This window comes from Paraplanobispora takensis, from assembly GCF_016863195.1.
In the GTDB taxonomy this organism is placed as follows: domain Bacteria; phylum Actinomycetota; class Actinomycetes; order Streptosporangiales; family Streptosporangiaceae; genus Planobispora; species Planobispora takensis.
In genome coordinates, this window is the sequence record NZ_BOOK01000020.1 from 68,098 (window position 1) to 87,383 (window position 19,286).

The 19,286-nt window shown below is 73.1% G+C and carries 11 protein-coding genes and 1 pseudogene; 3 read left to right on the forward strand and 9 right to left on the reverse strand.

What is annotated here, in order from left to right:
- Window positions 1-75: 75 nt before the first annotated feature.
- Window positions 76-1,359 (reverse strand): carboxylate--amine ligase, encoded by a 1,284-nt coding sequence (locus Pta02_RS14725; protein ID WP_203875367.1) that lies wholly within the window; start codon window positions 1,357-1,359, stop codon window positions 76-78.
- Between the two features lie 286 nt (window positions 1,360-1,645).
- Here Pta02_RS14725 and Pta02_RS41195 point away from each other — a divergent pair, with 286 nt between their 5' ends.
- Complete coding sequence (locus Pta02_RS41195; RefSeq protein WP_239130560.1) at window positions 1,646-2,935, forward strand: glycoside hydrolase family 26 protein; 1,290 nt, start codon at window positions 1,646-1,648, stop codon at window positions 2,933-2,935.
- Window positions 2,936-2,958: 23 nt separating this feature from the next.
- Here Pta02_RS41195 and Pta02_RS14730 read toward each other — a convergent pair.
- From Pta02_RS14730 to Pta02_RS14760, 7 genes and pseudogenes are all read right to left on the reverse strand, one after another.
- Window positions 2,959-4,098, reverse strand: a pseudogene (locus tag Pta02_RS14730) (glycosyltransferase); the annotation flags it as partial.
- Between the two features lie 5 nt (window positions 4,099-4,103).
- Window positions 4,104-4,724, reverse strand: coding sequence for a YveK family protein (locus Pta02_RS14735; protein ID WP_203875369.1), 621 nt, complete (start codon window positions 4,722-4,724; stop codon window positions 4,104-4,106).
- Window positions 4,721-5,848: a glycosyltransferase gene (locus tag Pta02_RS14740; protein ID WP_203875370.1), complete on the reverse strand. Its 1,128-nt coding sequence runs from the start codon at window positions 5,846-5,848 to the stop codon at window positions 4,721-4,723. Before Pta02_RS14740 ends, Pta02_RS14735 begins: the two co-directional genes overlap by 4 nt.
- The gene (locus Pta02_RS14745) at window positions 5,845-6,564 is read right to left on the reverse strand and encodes a polysaccharide deacetylase family protein (RefSeq protein WP_239130562.1); all 720 of its coding nucleotides are present in this window, start codon (window positions 6,562-6,564) and stop codon (window positions 5,845-5,847) included. The genes Pta02_RS14740 and Pta02_RS14745 overlap by 4 nt, the downstream gene beginning before the upstream one ends.
- Window positions 6,561-8,135, reverse strand: coding sequence for a murein biosynthesis integral membrane protein MurJ (gene murJ / locus Pta02_RS14750; protein ID WP_203875371.1), 1,575 nt, complete (start codon window positions 8,133-8,135; stop codon window positions 6,561-6,563). Before murJ ends, Pta02_RS14745 begins: the two co-directional genes overlap by 4 nt.
- A complete protein-coding gene (locus Pta02_RS14755) occupies window positions 8,132-9,460 on the reverse strand; it encodes an O-antigen ligase family protein (RefSeq protein WP_203875372.1) in 1,329 nt (442 codons plus the stop codon). Before Pta02_RS14755 ends, murJ begins: the two co-directional genes overlap by 4 nt.
- Complete coding sequence (locus Pta02_RS14760; protein ID WP_203875373.1) at window positions 9,450-10,961, reverse strand: sugar transferase; 1,512 nt, start codon at window positions 10,959-10,961, stop codon at window positions 9,450-9,452. Before Pta02_RS14760 ends, Pta02_RS14755 begins: the two co-directional genes overlap by 11 nt.
- Before the next feature lie 880 nt (window positions 10,962-11,841).
- Between Pta02_RS14760 and Pta02_RS14765 the strand changes: the two genes are divergently transcribed.
- Window positions 11,842-16,752, forward strand: coding sequence for an NAD-glutamate dehydrogenase (locus Pta02_RS14765; protein ID WP_203875374.1), 4,911 nt, complete (start codon window positions 11,842-11,844; stop codon window positions 16,750-16,752).
- Between the two features lie 98 nt (window positions 16,753-16,850).
- Here the strand turns inward: Pta02_RS14765 and Pta02_RS14770 are convergent, their stop codons facing one another.
- On the reverse strand, window positions 16,851-17,852 hold the full coding sequence (locus tag Pta02_RS14770) for a LacI family DNA-binding transcriptional regulator (protein WP_203875375.1): 1,002 nt from the start codon (window positions 17,850-17,852) through the stop codon (window positions 16,851-16,853).
- A 134-nt stretch (window positions 17,853-17,986) separates the two neighbouring features.
- Here Pta02_RS14770 and Pta02_RS14775 point away from each other — a divergent pair, with 134 nt between their 5' ends.
- Window positions 17,987-19,030 carry a Gfo/Idh/MocA family protein gene (locus Pta02_RS14775; protein WP_203875376.1) on the forward strand — a complete coding sequence of 348 codons (1,044 nt, stop codon included), beginning with the start codon at window positions 17,987-17,989 and terminating at the stop codon, window positions 19,028-19,030.
- Window positions 19,031-19,286 lie beyond the last annotated feature (256 nt).

Genomic DNA, 19,286 nt, shown 5'->3' on the forward strand with positions numbered 1-19,286 from the left:
TCGGTCGGTGCCGGCTTCCTGAAAAAGGGAAATCGCCCTGCCGGTGAATTCCCCGGTTGGAAATACCGCCGAATACTAACGCGACGGAGAGGCGGGATTCCGGCGGTGACGTGCGATGCGGGTAAAGCCTCGTTTCAGAATCTGCCGCGTCATCGACGCGAAGGGTTTGGGATCGTCGGCGGAGAACCAGGCGAACTCGTCGGCCTCGCGCAGGGAGCGCAGCCAGCCGCGACAGGTGAGTTCCCCTTCACGTCGTTCATGAAAAGCGGGAAAAGCATCATAATTCTCGACCAGATATGTGCGCCCGTGCGCGGCCCCGGCCGGGGGCACGGGCTCGCCGGTGAGGTCGAGGTGCATGACGCGCACCAGGTCCAGGCCGGCGCCGTCGGTGAACAGGCGGAACTGGGCGCCCAGCCGGGGGTTGAAGTCCAGCAGGTGATAGACGTCGGCGGCGGCGTCGTAGCGGAAGTCGAGGTCGAGGATCCCCCGGTAGCCCAGGGTGGCGGCGACGTGGTGCGCCGCGGCCTCGACGCGGGGGTTGGGCAGCCACCGGCCGAGCGTCGTCAGGCCGGCCCCGGGCGGGTAGGCCCGTTCCTTCCTGCCGGCCCCGCCGAGCAGGCACCTCGACTCCCGGTCGAAGTAGCCCTGGAAGAACCAGTCGGACCCCGGGGCGGCGGGTATCAGGCGCTGGAACAGCAGCCGGCTGCCGTGCCCGCAGGTCCGCCCGAACAGCCGCACCGCCTCCTCGGGAGTGCGGACCGTCGTGGTGCTGCGCAGCCCGGCGCCGGGCTGCAGCAGCCACGGGCTGGCCCACTTGCCGATCAGCGGCAGCCCGAGCCGGGAGACGGCCGCCACCAGGTCGTCCTCTGTCGCGATCACATGGGTCTCGGGCTGGGCGACGCCCAGGTTCTCGCACACCGCGTGCAGTTCGGCCTTGTCGGCGAGCCTGCGCGGCAGCGCCGGGACCTGGCGGGGCAGGAGGAACCGGGGCAGGAGCTCGGCCGCGTGCTCGGCCAGGAAGATCGCACCGGCGTCGTCCATCGGGATGAGCAGCGCGCGGCGCCCGATGAGCGCGGCGATCGACTCCAGGGCGGCCACCATGGCCTCGGGCGTCCGCGGCGTGTCCGGCCAGTGGTGCATCCGGGCCAGGTGGCGGGACCGGGAGGCCGGGGCGTGCCGGCCCTCCAGTACGGCGTGCACCTCGATCCCGGCCCGGCCCAGCGAGCGGATGGCCGCGAGCGTGCCGTGGTGGAAGATGTTGTCGTCCGTGCGGAGCACCAGGGCGGGGGTGTCCGGGTCCAGCCGGATGGGGCGGCCCGTGTGCGGCCGGGCGTCCTGCGCCGGATTGATGGCATTCATCGAACATTTCCGCCATATACGCTCGGTGTCTCGACATTGCGTCGGCCGCTCATTCCAGGAGTCCTTTCGTCGCCGGAGGGCCCGCCATGCCGGGCCATTGGTGGAATTCCGGCACCGCCGTACGAACTATCGGTGGATTCTCCCCGATAGCGACTTTCCCTCTGCGTGCGCGGCACGGAACCGGATTTTGTGCGTATCTTTGGCTCGGGAACGGGGGCCGGTCCGGATGATATGCCCGGCGAATGGGTACACCGGGCCGGAAACGGGCAGCACGGGGATGAGGACAATGAAATTCAGAAAGGCGTACGTCTGCGGATCGCTCGCCGCACTGGTCGTCTCCGCGGTGATATGGAGCCTGCCCGTCATGACCGCAGGGACGGACGACGGTCCAGACCGGCCCGCGGAGAACTCGCACGGCCCCGGGGAGGCCGGCTTCGGGGTCTTCCTCGCCTCGGACGAGCGCGGCGTCGAGCGGCTGCCCGCCTTCGAGTCCTGGCTCGGCGTGAAGACGACCGTCGGGCGGACCTACCTGCCCGGCGAGAACTGGCTCGCCCTCCAGGGACCGGACTTCATCCTCGAGCCCTGGATGCGCTGGCGCGCGGCCGAGCCGGGCCGCATCCTGGCGGTCAACGTCCCCATGGTCGCGCCGAACGAGGTGGACATGCCCGACGGCGCCGTGGCGGCGCTCCTCAACGCGGGGGCGATGGGCGCCTTCGACCCCGGCTTCCGCAGGCTGGCCTCCCGGCTGGTCGCCGGCGGGGCGGCCGACACGATCATCGTCCTCGGCTGGGAGATGAACGGGACGACCTACTCCAGCCGGTGCGCGCCCGACCCCGAGGCGTGGAAGGCCTACTGGCGGCGGATCGTCACGGCCATGCGCTCGGTGGAGGGGCAGCGCCTGCGTTTCGACTTCGCGCCGAGCCGCGGCCGTGACGCCATCCCGTGGACCGAGTGCTACCCGGGCGACGACGTGGTCGACATCGTCGGCATGGACACCTACGACCAGCCGGACGGAAAGACGTTCGCCGACTACGTGGGCCAGCCGTACGGCATGGCCTTCCAGGCGGAGTTCGCCAGGGCGCGCGGCAAGCCCATCTCGTTCCCCGAGTGGGGGCTGTTCCGCCGGGGGGACCGGCCCCGGTACATGCGCCGGATGCTCGAATGGATCTCCGCCCACGACGTCGTGTACCACTCGATCTCCGACTACTGCCCGCACGGGGTCTGGCAGTGCCCGGCCAACCCGAGGTCCTCCCGGGTCTTCCGGAGGCTGCTGCCCGCCATGATGTCCCCGGAGGGGTCCCCCGCGCCGGTCACCGGGGAGGGCTCTCCGCTCCCGTCGTCCGGGGACTCGGCGGCCCCGTCACCGGAGGAATCACCGGAGGAATCGCCGGAGAAGGCACCGGAGAAGTCGCCGACGCCCGGCGAGCCGCCGCACCCGACCCCCGGCCCCGGGGTGCCGCCGATCCCCGCGGCGCGCGAGGTCAGCGCCGCCAGGCGATCCAGTGCGTCCCGCAGGCCGAAGCCGGCCGCCCTGAGGGCCCCCGCCTCCCCCTCCAGGCGGGCGAGCTCCGGATGAAGGAGCCGCAGGAGGACGGCCTCGGCGAGGGCGAGGTCGTCCTCCGGCGGGACGAGGGCGCCGGTCTCGCCGGTGACCACCTCGCGCAGGCCGGGGATGCCGGAGGCGACCAGTGAGCGGCCGCAGGCCATCGCCTCCAGCGCGGTGAGCGGCAGCCCCTCCCAGCGGGAGGGCAGGACGACCACGTCGGCCGCCGCGTACCAGGGCCGGGCGTCGTCGACGGCGCCGGTGAACAGCATCCCCGGCCCGGTCCGCAGGGCGGGCCGCAGGTCGCCGTCGCCGACGATCGCCAGGCGGGCCCGCGGGCACCGCCGCACCACCGGCTCCCACGCGGCGGCCAGGACGTCCTGGCCCTTCTGCCGGGTGACCCTGCCGACGCACACCACCAGGGGGTCGTCCGCGGGCACGCCGAGCATCTCGCGGGCCCGCGCCTTCCCGGCGGCGTCGGCGGGACGGAACCTGTCGAGGTCCACTCCGTTGCGGACGACCGTGAGGTTCCCCCGCAGGCCGCCGTCCCGGGCCAGCGCCGCCTCCCCCTCGCTGACGCACACCGTCAGGCCGGTCCAGCGCGCGGCCGTGCGCTCCCACGCCAGGGCGGCCCCCGCCATCGCCCCGCGCGAGGCCAGCCACGACCAGCCGTGCGGCTGGAAGAACGTGGGTACGGCGCCGCGGATCGCCGCGCGCCCGGCCAGCCCGGCCTTCGAGGAGTGCAGGTGGACGACGTGCGGGCCGAACCCGTCGGCCAGGCGGCGCAGCCGCCGCGCCTCGCCCGGGCAGCAGGGGCCGGGGGACCGGCCCGCCTCCCACTCCAGCCACCGCACGCCCAGCGCGGCCAGCTCGGCGGGCAGCCGCCCGCGCCCGGGGCAGGCGACGGCCACGTTCCAGCCGCGCCGCGCCTGGTCGGCGGCGACGGCGGCCACGTAGACCGCCACGCCGCCGTCGACCGGCTGCGCGACGTGCAGCACCGAGGGGACGCCCGCGGCCGTCTCCCCGGCGGCGAGGAGGGCGGTCCCCCCGTCCCCGGCGGTGAGGAGGGTGGTCCCTTCGTCCCCGGCGGCGGGGACGAGGACGGTTCCGCGCCCCGTCCGGGGCGTCGTACCGCTCACAGCGTGCTCCGTCCGGGGCGTCGTACCGCTCACAGCGCGCCCCGCCTGAGGCGTCATGCCGCTCACAGCGCGCCCTGGCCGGAGGCGGCGGGCCACGGCTCGATCCGCCGGCGCTGCCGGGTGGGCAGCGGGATCGGCGACGCCAGGCAGGCCAGGCCGCCGACCAGGACGCCGGCCGCCGCGCCGACCGCGGCGCTGAGCGCGGGCGGCGGGGAGGACGGTGAGACGGGGGCGAGCGCCGGGGCGAAGCCCACCAGGCGCACCCCGGTGGCGGTCGCGCGGTGGTTGGCGTAGGTGATCAGGGCGGTGGCCACGGCGTTGGCCCGGTCCGCGGACTCCTGCGGGCCGGCGGCGGAGGCGCTCAGCCCCACCATGGGCGCGTCCGCCGAGGCGGAGGCCCGCACCGCGCGCCGCAGCCGCTCCCCGTCGGCGGGGGAGCCGCCGGCCAGGGCCAGGCCGAGGACCGCGGGCTGCGTGGCGATCCGGGAGTAGACCTGGGCGAAGTTCACCGCCTGGGCGGTGCCCGCCGGGGTGCCCGGGACCACCACCACGTAGGCGTCGGAGGTGTACACCGGCCCCTTGACCAGGGAGAAGGCCAGGCCTCCCAGCGTCCCCAGGAAGACGGCGGCGGCCATCGGCCACCATCTCCACGGGTGTGTCGCGGCCGTCGCGGGCTCGTTCATCGGTACTCCTTCTGGGTCGCGTGGAGGTCGGCCCCCGCCAGGGGGGAGCCGAGCACGCGGTCGTACAGCGCCTCCATCCGGGCGGCGTGGCGCCGGATGTCGTAGTGCGCGACGGCGCGGGGCGGCGGCAGCCGTACGGCGCCGGCGGCGAAGGTGTGCAACTCGGCCCGCAGGTGGTCGGGGTCGGGCAGGATGCGCCTGGCCCCGGGCGCGGCGTCGGAGGGCAGTTCGTCCAGGGCGGGGCAGGCCGCGTACAGGACGGGCAGCCCGGCCGCGAGGCCCTCGATGACGGCCAGGCCGAACGTCTCCTCCTGCGAGGGGGAGGCGAGCACGTCCATGGCCGACAGCAGCGCGGGCACCTCCGCCGACTCGCCGGTGAACCGCACCCGGTCCGCGACGCCCAGTGTGCGGGCGAGCTCCTCCAGGTCCCGCCGGGCGGACCCCTCTCCGGCCAGCAGGAGCACGGCCCCCTCGAAGCCCGTGACGGCCTCCACGAGGACGTCGAAGCGCTTGCCGGGTTCGAGCCGTCCCACGCCGCCCACCACGAACGCCCCGGGCGCGATGCCCAGCCGCGCCCGGGTCTCCCGGCCGAGGCGGGGGTCGTGGGCGAAGGCCCGGCCGTCGACGCCGTTGTGGACGACCTCGATCCGCGAACGCGGCACCCCCCAGCGGGCCAGGCGCTCCGCCACGGCCCTGGAGACCGCGACGGTCAGGTCGCCCATGGCCTCGGTGGCCCGGTACAGCGCCCGCACCCCCGCGGTCGCGCGCCGTCCCTCGATGCGTTCCTCCCCGAGCGAGTGCTCGGTCGCGACGATCGCGGGGACGCCCGCCAGGCGCGCCGCCACCCTGCCGTACACGCAGGCGCGGTACAGGTGCGTGTGGACCACGTCGTAGCGGCCGGCCCGCATCAGGCGGGCCAGCCGGCCCACGGCGCGCAGGTCGCGGTTGCCCCCCATGCCGAGGTGGTGGACGGGGGTGCCCCCGTCCGCGATGGCGCGTGCGACACCGCCGGGGTTGGTCAGCGTGGCGACCTCGCAGTGCGCGCCCAGGTGCGGCAGCAGCGCCCGCAGCTGCTGCTCGGCGCCCCCGGCGGCCAGGCCGGTGATGACGTGCAGGACCTTCATCGGACTCTGCCCCACCGCATGTGGTGGCGCACGCGCTTGGCGCGCAGCCGCAGGCGCCCGTCCCTGTCCCCGACGTAGGTCCGCGCCAGGGCGTAGCGCCCGCTGTTCTCGGAGGGCCAGATGGCGCAGGCGTATGCGTAGCCGGCCGCGCGGACCGCGTCCACCTCGCGGGCGCCGGCGAGCCCGTACGGGTAGGCGAAGCCGGTCACCTCGCGGTCCAGCGCCCCCTCCAGGACCGTGCGGCTCTCCTTGAGCTCCGCGGCCAGCATGGCGTCGTCGGCCATCTCCAGGAACGCGTGGGTGAGGGTGTGCGAGGCGACCTCCATGCCGGCGTCCGCCACCTCGCGCAGCTCCTGCACGGTCATCAGCGTCTTGTCCGGGCCGTTCTCGTCCCAGCTGTTGTGCCCGCCCAGGTGCCCGGCGACGGCGAACACGGTCGCGGTGAAGCCGTACCGCGCGAGCACGGGGACCGCGACGGCGGCGAAGTCGGTGTACCCGTCGTCGAAGGTCAGCCCGACCATCCCCCGCGCCTGCCCGGAGGCCTCGGCCAGGAGCAGCTCCCGTACCGACACCCCGCGCAGCCCGCACCGCCGCAGCCAGGCCATCTGCGCCGAGAAGCGGCGGGGGGAGACGGTGATGAAGAAGGGGTCGTTGTCGTACTCCTGTACCGAGTGGTACATCAGCACGTACGGCATGGACCCCGGCCGTCCGCTCACGGGCGTCCCCTTCCTGGCGCGAAACCGATCATTTCTGCGATCTCCTTGGATCCGGTGGCTGTCGCCACGACGATGAACACGAGCCCGACCGCGACCGCGCCGAGCAGCAGGGTGAGGACGACGGGAAGCCCCGCCAGGACGGGACGGGCGAGCAGTCCGGCCCCGGCCGCCGCCCCGGCCGCGAGGGCGAGGCGACCGGCGACCGGCAGGACGGCGCGCAGGAGGAGGGAGGGAACCGGCCCGCGCACCCCCGCCAGCAGCGCCGACGCGGTGAGCGTGATGCCCGCCGCGTTGGCCGCGGTGATCCCCGCCGTCCCCCAGCGCGGCGCGGTGAGCGCGGCCAGGACGGCGGTGAGGGCCAGGCCGGCGGCCATCGCGACCGCCGGATACCAGGTCGGCCGCTCCGCGCAGAAGAACACCCGGCACACGACCCCGACGACCGTCTGACCGAGCAGGCCCAGAGAGTAGACGCGCACGATCAGGGCGGTGGCGGCCGTGTCCGCCTCTGTGAAGGCCCCGTGCTGCAGCAGCAGCGCGACGATCTCCGGCGCGAACACGGTGAGGAAGGCCGAGGAGGACAGGATGATCGCCCCGGCCAGCCCGAGGTCGGTGGTCAGACGCCGGCGGGTCGTGACGGCGTCCCCCGCGGCGATGCTCCGCGCGAGGACCGGGAACGTCACCGTGGCGATGATGAGCGAGAGCGTCATCGGCACCTGCGCGATCTTCTGCGCGTAGTTCAGGTGGGAGATGGAGCCGGCCGGCAGGGCGGAGCCGAAGAACCGCTCGACGAAGACCTGACCCTGGCGCAGCAGGGTGAACGTGGCGATCGGGACGAACGCCCCCAGCCAGATCGGCTCCCGGAGCGCCGGCCGGCGCGGCGGCCCGACGTGCCGCAGGAAGCGGGGGGCCTGCACCGCCGCCATGAGGACGCTGCCGCACGCCACCCCCAGGGCGGCGCCGAGCACGCCCAGCCGGTCGTGGAAGGCGATCAGGAAGGCGAGGATGCCGGTGTTGTAGGCGACGTAGATCGCCGCCGGGGGACCGAACACCTGCTGGGCGCGCAGCGCCGCGCTCAGGTATCCCGCCACGCCGAACATCAGGACCGTGGCCGAGGTGACCCGCGTGCACCGTACGGCGAGATCGGGGTCGTCGAGCCCGGGCGCCAGCGCCGCGACGAGCAGCGGCGCGGCCAGCGCCGTCGCCCCGGCGGCCAGGACGAGACCGGTCAGGATGCGGGGCAGCGTGTCGGAGACCGCCTGCCGCAGGCCGCCGTCGCGCTCCATCGCCCGGCTGAACACCGGGACCAGCAGGAACGCCATCGCCCCCTCGATGAGCAGGGGCGCCACGGTCTCCGGGACCGTCCAGGCGACCAGGAAGGCGTCGGTGTCGCTGGTCGCGCCGAAGAACCGGGCCATCAGGAGGTCGCGGGCGGACCCGAGGGCGGAGCCGAGGGCGACGAGCACCGCGGTGACGGTGACGGCGCGCAGGAACGGGTTGCGGCGCGCGGTCTCCGCGGCCCGGCTCGCGGTCCGGTTCTCCGCCCGGCTCCGGGGCGACTCCGTCAGGGTCATCGGTGCTCTCCTGGTCCGGGAGGGAGGGGCGGGCCGTCGGCGACGGCCCACCACAGGGCGACGCCCAGCAGCACGGACATCACCACGGTCGGCGGGCCGCCGATGTCGGAGTAGGTGAAGTCGACGAGCTGCCAGGTCAGGAAGCCCGTCACGGCCAGTCCGGCGGCGCGCTCGCCCCGGGACCGGGCGCGGCGGGCGCGCCGGACGGACCAGACGGCCACGCATCCGAACAGGAGGCAGAAGGCCGTGATCCCCACGAGCCCCTGCTCGCTGAGCACGAGGAGGTACATGTTGTGCGGGGACAGCAGCGGCTGACGCTGGAAGCCCCGCACCGGGTCGGCGGTGTCGCTGCCCGACGACAGGGCGAGCGGGGCGCGGGAGTCGCGGGCGGCGGCGAACCCCTTGGGTCCCACGCCGGTGACGGGGCTGTCCCGCCAGATCCCGGTGGCGGTGTCCCACAGGTCGTAGCGGTCGCTCACCGAGCGGTCCGGCTGGGTGACCGACGAGCCGATCGAGGAGAGCCGCCGGCCGATCGTGCCCGGATCGGAGTCCGGTACGGCCGGCAGCAGCAGCATCCCGGCGGCCGCGGCGAACAGCAGGACGCGGCCCGCGGGCCGCAGGCCGTACAGGACGAGCATGACCGCCGCGGCGCACAGCACCGCCAGCCACGTACCCCGGCTCAGCGACAGAACCAGCGGCGCCACCAGCGCCGCCGCCGTCGCCAGGGCCGCCGCGCGCGCCCGGCCGCGCAGGGCCAGGGCGAGCGCCAGCGCGACGACCAGCCCGTAGCCGACGATCGTGGCCATGCCCATGACGTCGGTGGCGCCGAAGGTCCCCACCGCCCGGACGTTCTCGCCCGCGTAGGAGGCGCCGGTCCCGGTCAGCGCCTGCCAGGTCCCGACCCCTCCCTGCACGAGGGCGGCCCCGCAGACCGCGCCGCCCACCACCCACAGGTCCACCCGGTCCCGCAGCACCACGGCCACCGCCAGCGGGACCAGCACGAACACCTGCAGATAGCGGGCCAGTCCGGGCAGGCTCGCCATGACGTCCTGCGAGGCGACGGTGGCCGCGCCCACGGCGACCACCGGCGCGGCGGCCACCAGCGCCCGTCCCGGCAGCCGGCGGCCGCCGGACAGGAGGGCCGCGGCGGCCACCGCGACCAGGAGGACCGAGGCGACGTCGGCGGGCGTCACGTCGATCGCGACGCTCAGGTCGTCGCGCTCCTGCGGGACGCAGACGAGGAGCACGGCCGCGGCCGCCAGGAGGCTCGGCCTCCGCAGCGGCCCCCGCCGGCTCACCGCGACGCCCGCACGGTCAGCTCCCACCGGGACGGAGCACGGATCCGGCGGTGCGGATCATGATCTTGACGTCCGACCAGAGCGACCAGTCGTCGATGTAGTGGTTGTCGAACCGGGCGCGGTCCTCGATGGAGGTGTCCCCGCGCAGCCCGTGGACCTGGGCCCAGCCGGTGAGCCCGACGGGGACGCGGTGGCGCTCGCCGTAGCCCGGCACGGAGGCGGAGAAGCGCTCGACGAAGAAGGGCCGCTCGGGCCGGGGCCCGACGATACTCATGTCCCCCCGCAGGATGTTCCACAGCTGGGGCAGCTCGTCGAGCGAGGTCCGGCGCAGCGTCCTGCCGACCGGCCCGACCCGCCGGTCGTCGGCGATGCTCCAGCGGGTGGCGGACTCGTGCGGGTCGGCGGGCCTCATCGTGCGCAGCTTGAGCAGCTCGAAGCGGCGCCCGCGCAGCCCGACCCTGCTCTGGCGGAACAGCACGTCCGGCCCGCCCTCGCGGCGCAGCGCCAGCGCGCAGACCGCCAGGACCGGCACGCCGACCACCAGGCCGGCCAGGGCCAGGACGACGTCCAGCAGCCGCTTCAGCGGCCAGGTGGCCCGCTCCTGCGGACGCGCGCGCATCCGCAGGAGGGGAAAGCCCCTGATGCGGTCGCGCGGAGGCAGGAAGTCCACGAGGAAGTCACCGGGGTCCGGGGCGAAGAAGACCGTGCACCCGAGTTCGCCGGCGACGCGGACCAGCCGGCGGACCTGCACCCCCGAGGAGAGGGCGGGAGTGACGATCACGACGCGGACGCCGTGGGCCCGCAGCGTCTCGGCCATCCGGTCGGTCCGGCCGAGCACCGGGACCGGCGGCTCGGCGTCGGGAGGGGCCGGGTTCAGAAGCTCGGTGTCCGGCGGGCGGTCGTCGAGGAACCCGACCGGCGACAACCCGTACTCCGGATGGGCGAGCATGGCCCGGGCCAGCCGGCGTCCGTGGCCGCCGGCGCCGACCAGGAGGACGGGCCTGTCGCGGGTGCCGGGCCACACGCCCGGTCTTCGCAGGGCGGCGTATCCGGTGCCCCGGCAGCACCAGGCCAGGACGGTGTACAGCAGGCCGGCCCAGGCCCAGCCCCGCAGCCCGTCCACCGGCGGCACCGCCGCGCCGAGGGCCGCGGCGAGCGCCGTGGCGCCCAGCCCGCCCGCCGCGAGCGTCATGCAGTCGTCCAGGAGCGAGGGCGCCATCCGCGGGCGGTACAGCCGCAGCGCGGCGTTCAGGGCGGCCACCAGGACCGTGGCGGTCGCGACGGCGGCCGGGCCGCCGCCGGCGGCGGTGACGGCGGCGGCCATGCAGACGAGGTCGGCGCCGAGCAGGCACACCAGAGGGGCGGACAGGCGGCGGGGGGTCCCGCGCCCCGCGCCCGTCCGGGGCGGGACCGGCACGCGGCGGCCGGATCCCCTGCGCATGGCCGGCACGGTCGCGGTGGCGACGCCGCCGGGGCTCTCCTGCCCGGCCGTTCCGGGCGGGCGGTTAAGATCGACGACCGCGGTCATCGGAGTCTCCGTGGGCCGACGTTCTTTCCGCGATCAACCGGAGTGCGGTCAACTTTCCCCCTGTATCGGAAATTCCGTTTAGAGTGGAGAATCGCCGCGAATCAAGCGATGGATTCTCCGCTTACTTTCCTTGTGGCATTTCCACTGAATGCGCTCAGGCCATCCGCATAATGCGAAACAGCCGTCCTTTGGTTTCCAGATGCTAGCGATGCGGGCCTCATCGATCCCGCACCTGAAGGCGTGCAGGTTGCCCGGAGGTCGCAAGTTCTGGATGACCCGGTTTTTTGCGCTTGCATACCGGACCGGCCGCCGATCAAAGGGCGGTTCCGGCGGGGCCATGTTTTCCTTCTTCCGCCGCTGCGCCGGGGACGGCCGGGGCGGGGGCGCCGGGCCGTACGGCGCGCGGCGGTTGTGACACCGTCGGCGGTGACAGGCCGTCACGTTGACGTTCCACAGCTTTTCGGGTGGTATCAGGAGCGGTGGCTTATCTCGGTCAACGGGGACCGAGCGGACGGCCACTGGAGGTGCCGTGCCGCGAGGCCTGCCTGAGGGGCGGAGTTTCGGTGACGAGGGGGTGCGTCTGTCCGACGGCCGCGAACCCTCTGTGTGGGATGCTTGTCCCACCGCCCCCTCCAGGCGAGGACTCACCGTACGTGACCATGAGATCTCCGGTCCACCGATGGTGACGGCGACGAATCACGGGTCACACGACGACCCGGGTCGGCTTGCCGAAGATTTGCTCACCGGCGACGGGTCCGCCGCGCCGTCGCGGATGCCCGGCATCCGGAGACCGGGTATCACCTTCCTTCCCGAGGGCACTACAAGCTGATGTGGTGCCGGACAAAATGAGCAAAACCCCTCACAAAGGAGTGAGAGCGACATGCCGCTCGACGAGGCCAAAGACGAGCTGCTGAGGAGCGCCGCCCAGATGTGCGCGCACACTCCCGGCAGCGACCACAGGAGCGTTGAGGAGGTGCTCGCCTTCCTCAGGCTCTACTACAGGCATGTCGCGCCGGAGGACCTGCTGGACCGTGACCCGGTCAACCTGTACGGCCCGGCCACGGCCCACCGCCAGCTCGCCGAGAACCGCCCCCAGGGCCGGGCCCTGGTGCGGGCCTACACGCCGACCCTGGAGGAGCAGGGCTGGGACCCCGGGGCCTCGGTCGTCGAGGTGGTCACCGACGACATGCCCTTCCTGGTCGACTCGGTGACGATGGAGCTCGACCGCCACCAGATCGGCATCCACCTGGTGATCCACCCCCAGATGCGGGTGCGCCGGGACATGACCGGCAAGCTGCTCGGCCGGGACCAGGAGGACGTCACCGGGCAGGTGATCACCGAGTCCTGGATGCACTTCGAGATCGACCGCCAGGCCGACCCCGCCGTGCTGCGGCAGCTGGAGGCCGACCTCCAGCGGATCCTGGCGGACGTGCGCTACGCCGTCGAGGACTTCACCAAGATGCGGGCCCTGGCCGTGCGGACCGCCGAGGACGTGTCGGTCAACCCGCCCCCGCTCGACCTGGCCGGGGTCGAGGACAGCCTGGAGCTGATGCGCTGGCTGGCCGACGGGCACTTCACCTTCATCGGCTACCGGGAGTACCGCCTGGAGCGGGGCGAGAAGGGCGACGAGCTGCACGCGGTGCCCGGGACCGGGCTGGGCATCCTGCGCCACGACAAGGTGGGCTCGGGCAGCTTCGCCGCGCTCCCGCCGGAGGTGCGCGCCAAGGCCCGCGAGAAGCAGAACATGCTGATCATCACCAAGGCCAACAGCCGCGCCACCGTGCACCGGCCCGCCTACCTGGACTACGTGGGCGTGAAGCTGTTCGACGAGGCAGGGGAGGTCGTCGGCGAGCGGCGTTTCCTGGGACTGTTCACCCACGCCGCCTACAACGAGTCGATCTCCCGCATCCCCGTCCTGCGCCGCAAGCTGGCCGAGGTCCTCGACCGGGCGGGGATCGCCCCCGACAGCCACGACGGCAAGGACCTCGTGGAGATACTGGAGACCTTCCCGCGGGACGAGCTCTTCCAGACCTCGGTGGAGCAGCTGCTGCCCATCGCGCTCGGCGTGCTCAGGCTCCGCGAGCGCAAGCAGGTCAAGGCCTTCCTGCGCCCCGACGACTACGGGCGCTACATCTCGTGCCTGATCTATCTGCCGCGTGACCGCTACACCACCAAGATCCGCATGAGGATGCAGGACATCCTGGTCAAGGCCCTGGGCGGCAGGTCCTCCGACTACAGGACGATGATCGGCGAGTCGGCGCTGGCCAGGCTGCAGGTGGTCGTGCGCGGTGAGCGGGGCAGGCCGCTGACGGCCGACGGGGTGGACCTGGAGGAGCTGGAGGCCAGGCTGGCCGCCACCACCCGCTCGTGGGAGGACGACCTCGCGGCGGCCATCACGGAGCTGAGCTCTGAGGAGGAGGCGCCCCGGCTCATCCGCCGGTACGCCACGGCCTTCCCCGAGGGCTACAAGGCCGACTTCCCGCCCCGGATGGCGGTGGCCGACCTGCGCCGGCTGGAGGCGGTCGCCAAGTCCTCCGACGAGATCGGGATGAACCTCTACGAGCCCTTCGACGCCGCGGAGGGCGAGCGCCGCTTCAAGCTCTACCGGATCGGCGCGCCGATCTCGCTGTCGCACGTGCTGCCGCTGCTGCAGCGGATGGGCGTCGAGGTCGTCGACGAGCGTCCCTACGAGATCGACCGCGACGACGACCCGGGCACCAAGGACGCCTGGATCTACGACTTCGGCCTGCGCTACACCCCCTCGGGCGAGGTGGACAGGGACGAGTTCAAGCGGCTCTTCCAGGACGCCTTCGACGCGCTGTGGCGCGGCCGGGTGGAGAGCGACGGCTTCAACGCGCTCGTCCTGGCCGCCGGGCTCACTTGGGAGCAGGCCGAGATCCTGCGGGTCTACGCCAAGTATCTGCGTCAGGCCGGGACCACCTTCAGCCAGGACTACATCGAGCGCGTGCTGCTCGGCAACGTACGGCTCGCGCGGCTGCTGGTGCGGCTGTTCGAGGCCAGGCTCGACCCGCGCCGTCCGCAGGAGGTCCGCGAGGAGCTGGCCGACGCGCTGAACGAGGAGATCCTCGGCGCGCTGGACGACGTCGCCTCCCTGGACGAGGACCGCATCCTGCGCGCCTACCTGGAGATGATCCGGGCCACGCTGCGCACCAACTACTTCCAGACGACCGGGGACGGCAAGACGGGAGGGGACGGCAAGACGGGAGGGACGCGCAAGCCGTACATCTCGCTGAAGCTCGACTCGCCGTCGATCAGCGTGCTGCCGCTGCCGCGGCCCAGATTCGAGATCTTCGTCTACTCGCCGCGGGTCGAGGGCGTCCACCTGCGCTTCGGCAAGGTGGCCCGGGGCGGCCTGCGCTGGTCGGACCGGATGGAGGACTTCAGGACCGAGATCCTGGGCCTGGTCAAGGCGCAGATGGTCAAGAACACCGTCATCGTGCCCACCGGCTCCAAGGGCGGCTTCGTGGTGAAGAACCCGCCGCGCTCGGGCACCCGGGAGGACCTGCTGGCCGAGGGCGTCGCCTGCTACCGGATGTTCATCTCCGGACTGCTCGACGTCACCGACAACCTGGTCGACGGCAAGGTGGTCCCGCCCGCGGACGTGGTCAGGCACGACGAGGACGACACCTACCTGGTGGTCGCCGCCGACAAGGGCACCGCGACGTTCTCCGACATCGCCAACGGGGTGGCCAAGGAGTACGGCTTCTGGCTGGGCGACGCCTTCGCCTCCGGCGGCTCGATCGGCTACGACCACAAGGCCATGGGCATCACCGCCCGCGGCGCCTGGGAGTCGGTCAAGTACCACTTCCGCACGACGGGCGTGGACATCCAGAGCACCGACTTCACCGTGGTCGGCATCGGCGACATGTCAGGTGACGTGTTCGGCAACGGCATGCTGCTGTCCCAGCACATCCGGCTGGTGGCGGCCTTCGACCACCGGCACATCTTCGTCGACCCCGATCCCGACGCCGCGCGCAGCTACGCCGAGCGGGCCCGGCTGTTCGCGCTGCCGCGCAGCTCGTGGGCGGACTACTCGGCCGACCTGATCTCCGCCGGCGGCGGCGTGTGGCCGCGCACGGCCAAGTCGATCCCGATCTCCCCGCAGATGCGCTCCGTCCTCGGCATCTCCGACGGGGCGACCGCCCTGGCCCCGAACGACCTGATCAGCGCCATCCTGAAGGCGCCGGTGGACCTGCTGTGGAACGGCGGCATCGGCACCTACGTCAAGGCGTCGGTCGAGTCGCACGCCGACGTCGGCGACAAGGCCAACGACGGGCTGCGGGTCAACGGCTCCCAGCTGCGCTGCAAGGTGATCGGCGAGGGCGGCAACCTGGGCCTGACCCAGCTCGCCCGCATCGAGTTCGCCCTGAACGGCGGCCTGGCCAACACCGACTTCATCGACAACTCCGCGGGCGTGGACACCTCCGACCACGAGGTGAACATCAAGATCCTGCTGGACCGGATGGTCCGCGACGGAGAGCTCACCGACAAGCAGCGCAACCAGCTCTTCCTCGACATGACCGACGAGGTGGCCCAGCTGGTCCTGCGCGACAACTACGACCAGAACGTGGTGCTGGCCGCCGCCCGCGCGCAGGCGCCCGAGATGCTGCACATCCACTCCCGCTATCTGCGCCGGCTGGAGCGGGCCGGGCTGGTCAACCGGGAGCTGGAGTTCCTGCCCTCGGACAAGACCCTCGCCGAGCGGCGCCAGGCCGGGCTCGGGCTGACCGCGCCGGAGTTCTCGGTGCTGCTGGCCTACACCAAACTGGTGATGGACGCCGAGATCCTCGCCTCCGACCTGCCCGACGACCCCTACCTGGCCTCCTGGCTGGTGTCGTACTTCCCCTCGGCGCTGCGCGAGCGCTTCCGCTCCTCCATGGACGAGCACCCGCTCCGCCGGGAGATCATCACCACCTGCGTGGTGAACGACCTGGTCAACTCCAGCGGCACCACCTTCATGTTCCGCTTCGGCGAGGAGAGCGGGGCCTCCACCCCGGACATCGCCCGCGCCTACCTCGTGGCCCGCGAGGTCTTCGACATGCCCAGCTTCTGGCGGGCGGTCGAGGAGCTGGACAACAAGGTGGACACCGCCACCCAGATCGCCATGGAGCTGGAGGCGCGCAAGCTGTGCGAGCGCGGGGCCCGCTGGCTGCTGGGCAACCGCCGGCCGCCGCTGGACCTGGCCTCCACGGTGGGCTACTTCGCCAAGGGCATGAACGGCCTGCTGCCGCACCTGCCCAAGCTGCTGACCGGGTCGGACCTGCTGGCCTTCGAGGAGCGCCGCGACGTCTTCATCGCCCGCGGGGTGCCCGAGGACCTGGCCGAGCGGGTCGCCGCGATGGTCCCGGCCTACTCGACCTTCGACCTGGTGGAGATCGCGGCCACCACCGGCCGGCCGGTGAACGAGGCGGCCGAGGTCTACTTCGACCTGGCCGACCGGCTCCAGCTGTCCGCGCTGCGGGAGCGGGTCATCGCGCTGCCCCGGGACAACCGGTGGAACTCGATGGCCAGGGCCGCCCTCCGCGACGACCTCTACGCCGCGCACGCCTCGCTCACCCGCGACGTCCTGGTGCACAGCGAGCCGGGGCTGTCCCCGGAGGAGCGGCTCGCGCGCTGGGCCGAGACCAACTGGGCGGCGGTCGCCCGGGCCCGGCAGACGCTGTCGGAGATCTGGGAGAGCGACAACTTCGACCTCGCGACGCTGTCGGTGGCGCTGCGCGCGATCCGGACGCTGGTGGCCTCCAGCAGCCTGCCGCACGCGGCGAGCTGACCCGCCGATCGCCCCGTCCCGCCCGGCGCGCACCGCCGGGCGGGCGGGACGGCGGGCGGGCCCCGAGCCCCCCGCGCTCAGCGGGTGGGACGGCATGCTCAGCGGGTGGACTCCCGGGCCACCAGCTCGGCCTGGAACATGATGTGCTGGTGGGCGTGGGTGCCGGGGTTGTCGCACTCGTCGAGCAGCAGCTCGGTGGCGGTGCGCCCGAGCTGGTGGGTGGGCTGGCGCATCGAGCTGAGCGACACGGCCGAGGCCGCGGCGAAGTCGATGTCGTCGTAGCCCATCAGCGCCACGTCGTCGGGCACCCGCACCCCGGCCTGCAGGAGTGTGCGCAGCACGCCGAGGGCGAGCAGGTCGTTGGCGCAGAAGATCGCCTCGGGCAGGCCGTCCCGCAGCAGGTCGCCGGCCGCCCGCTCGCCGGCCCGCGCCGTCATGGCCGCCGTCTCGACGATCTCCAGCCGGTCCGGGTCCAGGCCGGCCGCCTCCAGCGCCGCCAGCGCGCCCTGCCGGCGCTCGGCGCACTGGCGGATCGTCAGCGGCCCCGTCACGTAGGCGACGTGCCGGGCGCCCCCGGCCAGCAGATGCGCCACGGCCGCCCGGCCGCCCGCCACGTCGTCGACCGCCACCGCGCACTGGTCGGGCCGGTGGCCCGGGTGGTCGACCAGCACGACGCTGATCCCGCGCTCGCGCAGCCGGTCCAGCCGCGCGAGGTCCTGGTCCGACGGGGTGATCAGCACGCCCCGCACCCGCTGCTCGGCGAGCACGCGCAGGTTGCGCTCCTCCTTGGTCCGCGAGCCCGCGGAGTTGCCGAGGATCACGGCGTAGCCGCGCTCGCTGGCCATCTCCTCGACCCCGGCCGCGATCTCGGTGAAGAAGGGGTTGCCGATGTCGATGACGCTCAGGCCGACGGTCCTGCTGTGCCCGGCGCGCAGCGTCGAGGCCGAGCCGTGCCGGACGAAGCCGAGTTCGTGGATCGCCCGCCGCACCCGCTCCCGGGTGCCGGGGGCGACCTTCGCGGGCCGGTTGAGCACGTTCGAGACCGTGCCGGGGGAGACGCCCGCGCGAGCGGCGACCTCCTTGATGCTGACCGTGGCCATGGATCTAGATTAAAACGTAACAACCTCACAAGCGCCAATCCGCCCCCGCGAGATGTGGATCAGCGTTGACACCGGGGAAAAGGTCGCCCTAGCGTCGCCGGAGAAGGTAAAACGTTCTACTGGTGAGGCATTCCATGATACGAGCCGCCATCGTGGGCGCGGGCGCCGTCGCCGCCCACGGCCACGTGCCCGCCGTACGGGCCCACCGTACCCGCATCGAACTCGTGGCCGTCGTCGACGTGGACGAGGCCAGGGCCGCGGCGTTCGCGGCCGAGCACGGCGTTCCGGCCGTCCACACCGATCTGGCCGGGATGCTCGCCGCCGAGCGGCCCGACGTGGTGTTCGTGTGCACCCCGCCCCACCTGCACGCCGAGCAGGTGATCGAGTGCCTGCGGGCCGGGGCCTGGGTGTGGTGCGAGAAGCCGCTGTGCAGGTCGCTGGCCGAGTACGACAGGATCCAGGCGGCCGAGGGCGCCGCCGGGCCCCACGTCGCGGTCGTCTACCAGCAGCGCTTCGGCTCCGGAGCCGAGCACCTGCGCGAGCTGACGGCGGCCGGGGCGCTCGGCCGCCCGCTGGTGGGACTGTGCCACACCACCTGGTACCGGGACGCGGACTACTACGCGGTGCCGTACCGCGGCAGGTGGGAGACCGAGGGCGGCGGCACCACCGTGCTGCACGGCATCCACCAGATCGACCTGATGCTGTCGGTGCTCGGCGACTGGGCGGAGATCCGGGCGATGGCCGGGCGGCTGGAGCGGCCGATCGAGACAGAGGACGTGTCGATGGCCGCGGTGCGCTTCGACGGCGGCGCGATGGCGAGCGTGGTCAACAGCGTGCTGTCCCCGCGCGAGGAGAGCTATCTGCGCTTCGACTTCGCCGGCGGCACGGTCGAGCTGCGCCATCTGTACGGCTACCGCAACGAGGACTGGACCTCCACCTCGCCGCTGTGGAACCCGCCGCGGGACGTGCCGAGCGGTCACGCGGCGCAGCTGGGCCCGCTGCTGGACGCCTTCGAGCGCGGGCGGCGGCCTGCGGCGAGCGGGGCCGACGGCCGGCGCGCGATGGAGTTCGTCACGGCGCTGTACGCCTCGGCCCTGACCGGACGCCCCGTGCGGAGAGGGGAGATCGATCCGGCCAGCCCCTTCTACCACCGGCTCGACGGGGGCATCGCCTGGTAGGAGATGCCGGAAAAATCATCTTCTATAAGGAAAATCCCAATTGAAACGTTCTTCTTGATCGGCCACGTACCGGCCGCGTCCGGTGTTCCAGGGGTTGGTCGATCTGTAACGTTCAGGTAACCCACCCGGAACGGGGGCGCGCCGTACGGATCTCGGTATGCGCTTTCCACCTGCGGAAACCCTCGTCCGACCTGCCCGGATCGGCCCCCGGGGCGGGCCGCCCGCGTGATTCGGCGGCGATCAGGTCTTGTGCGTC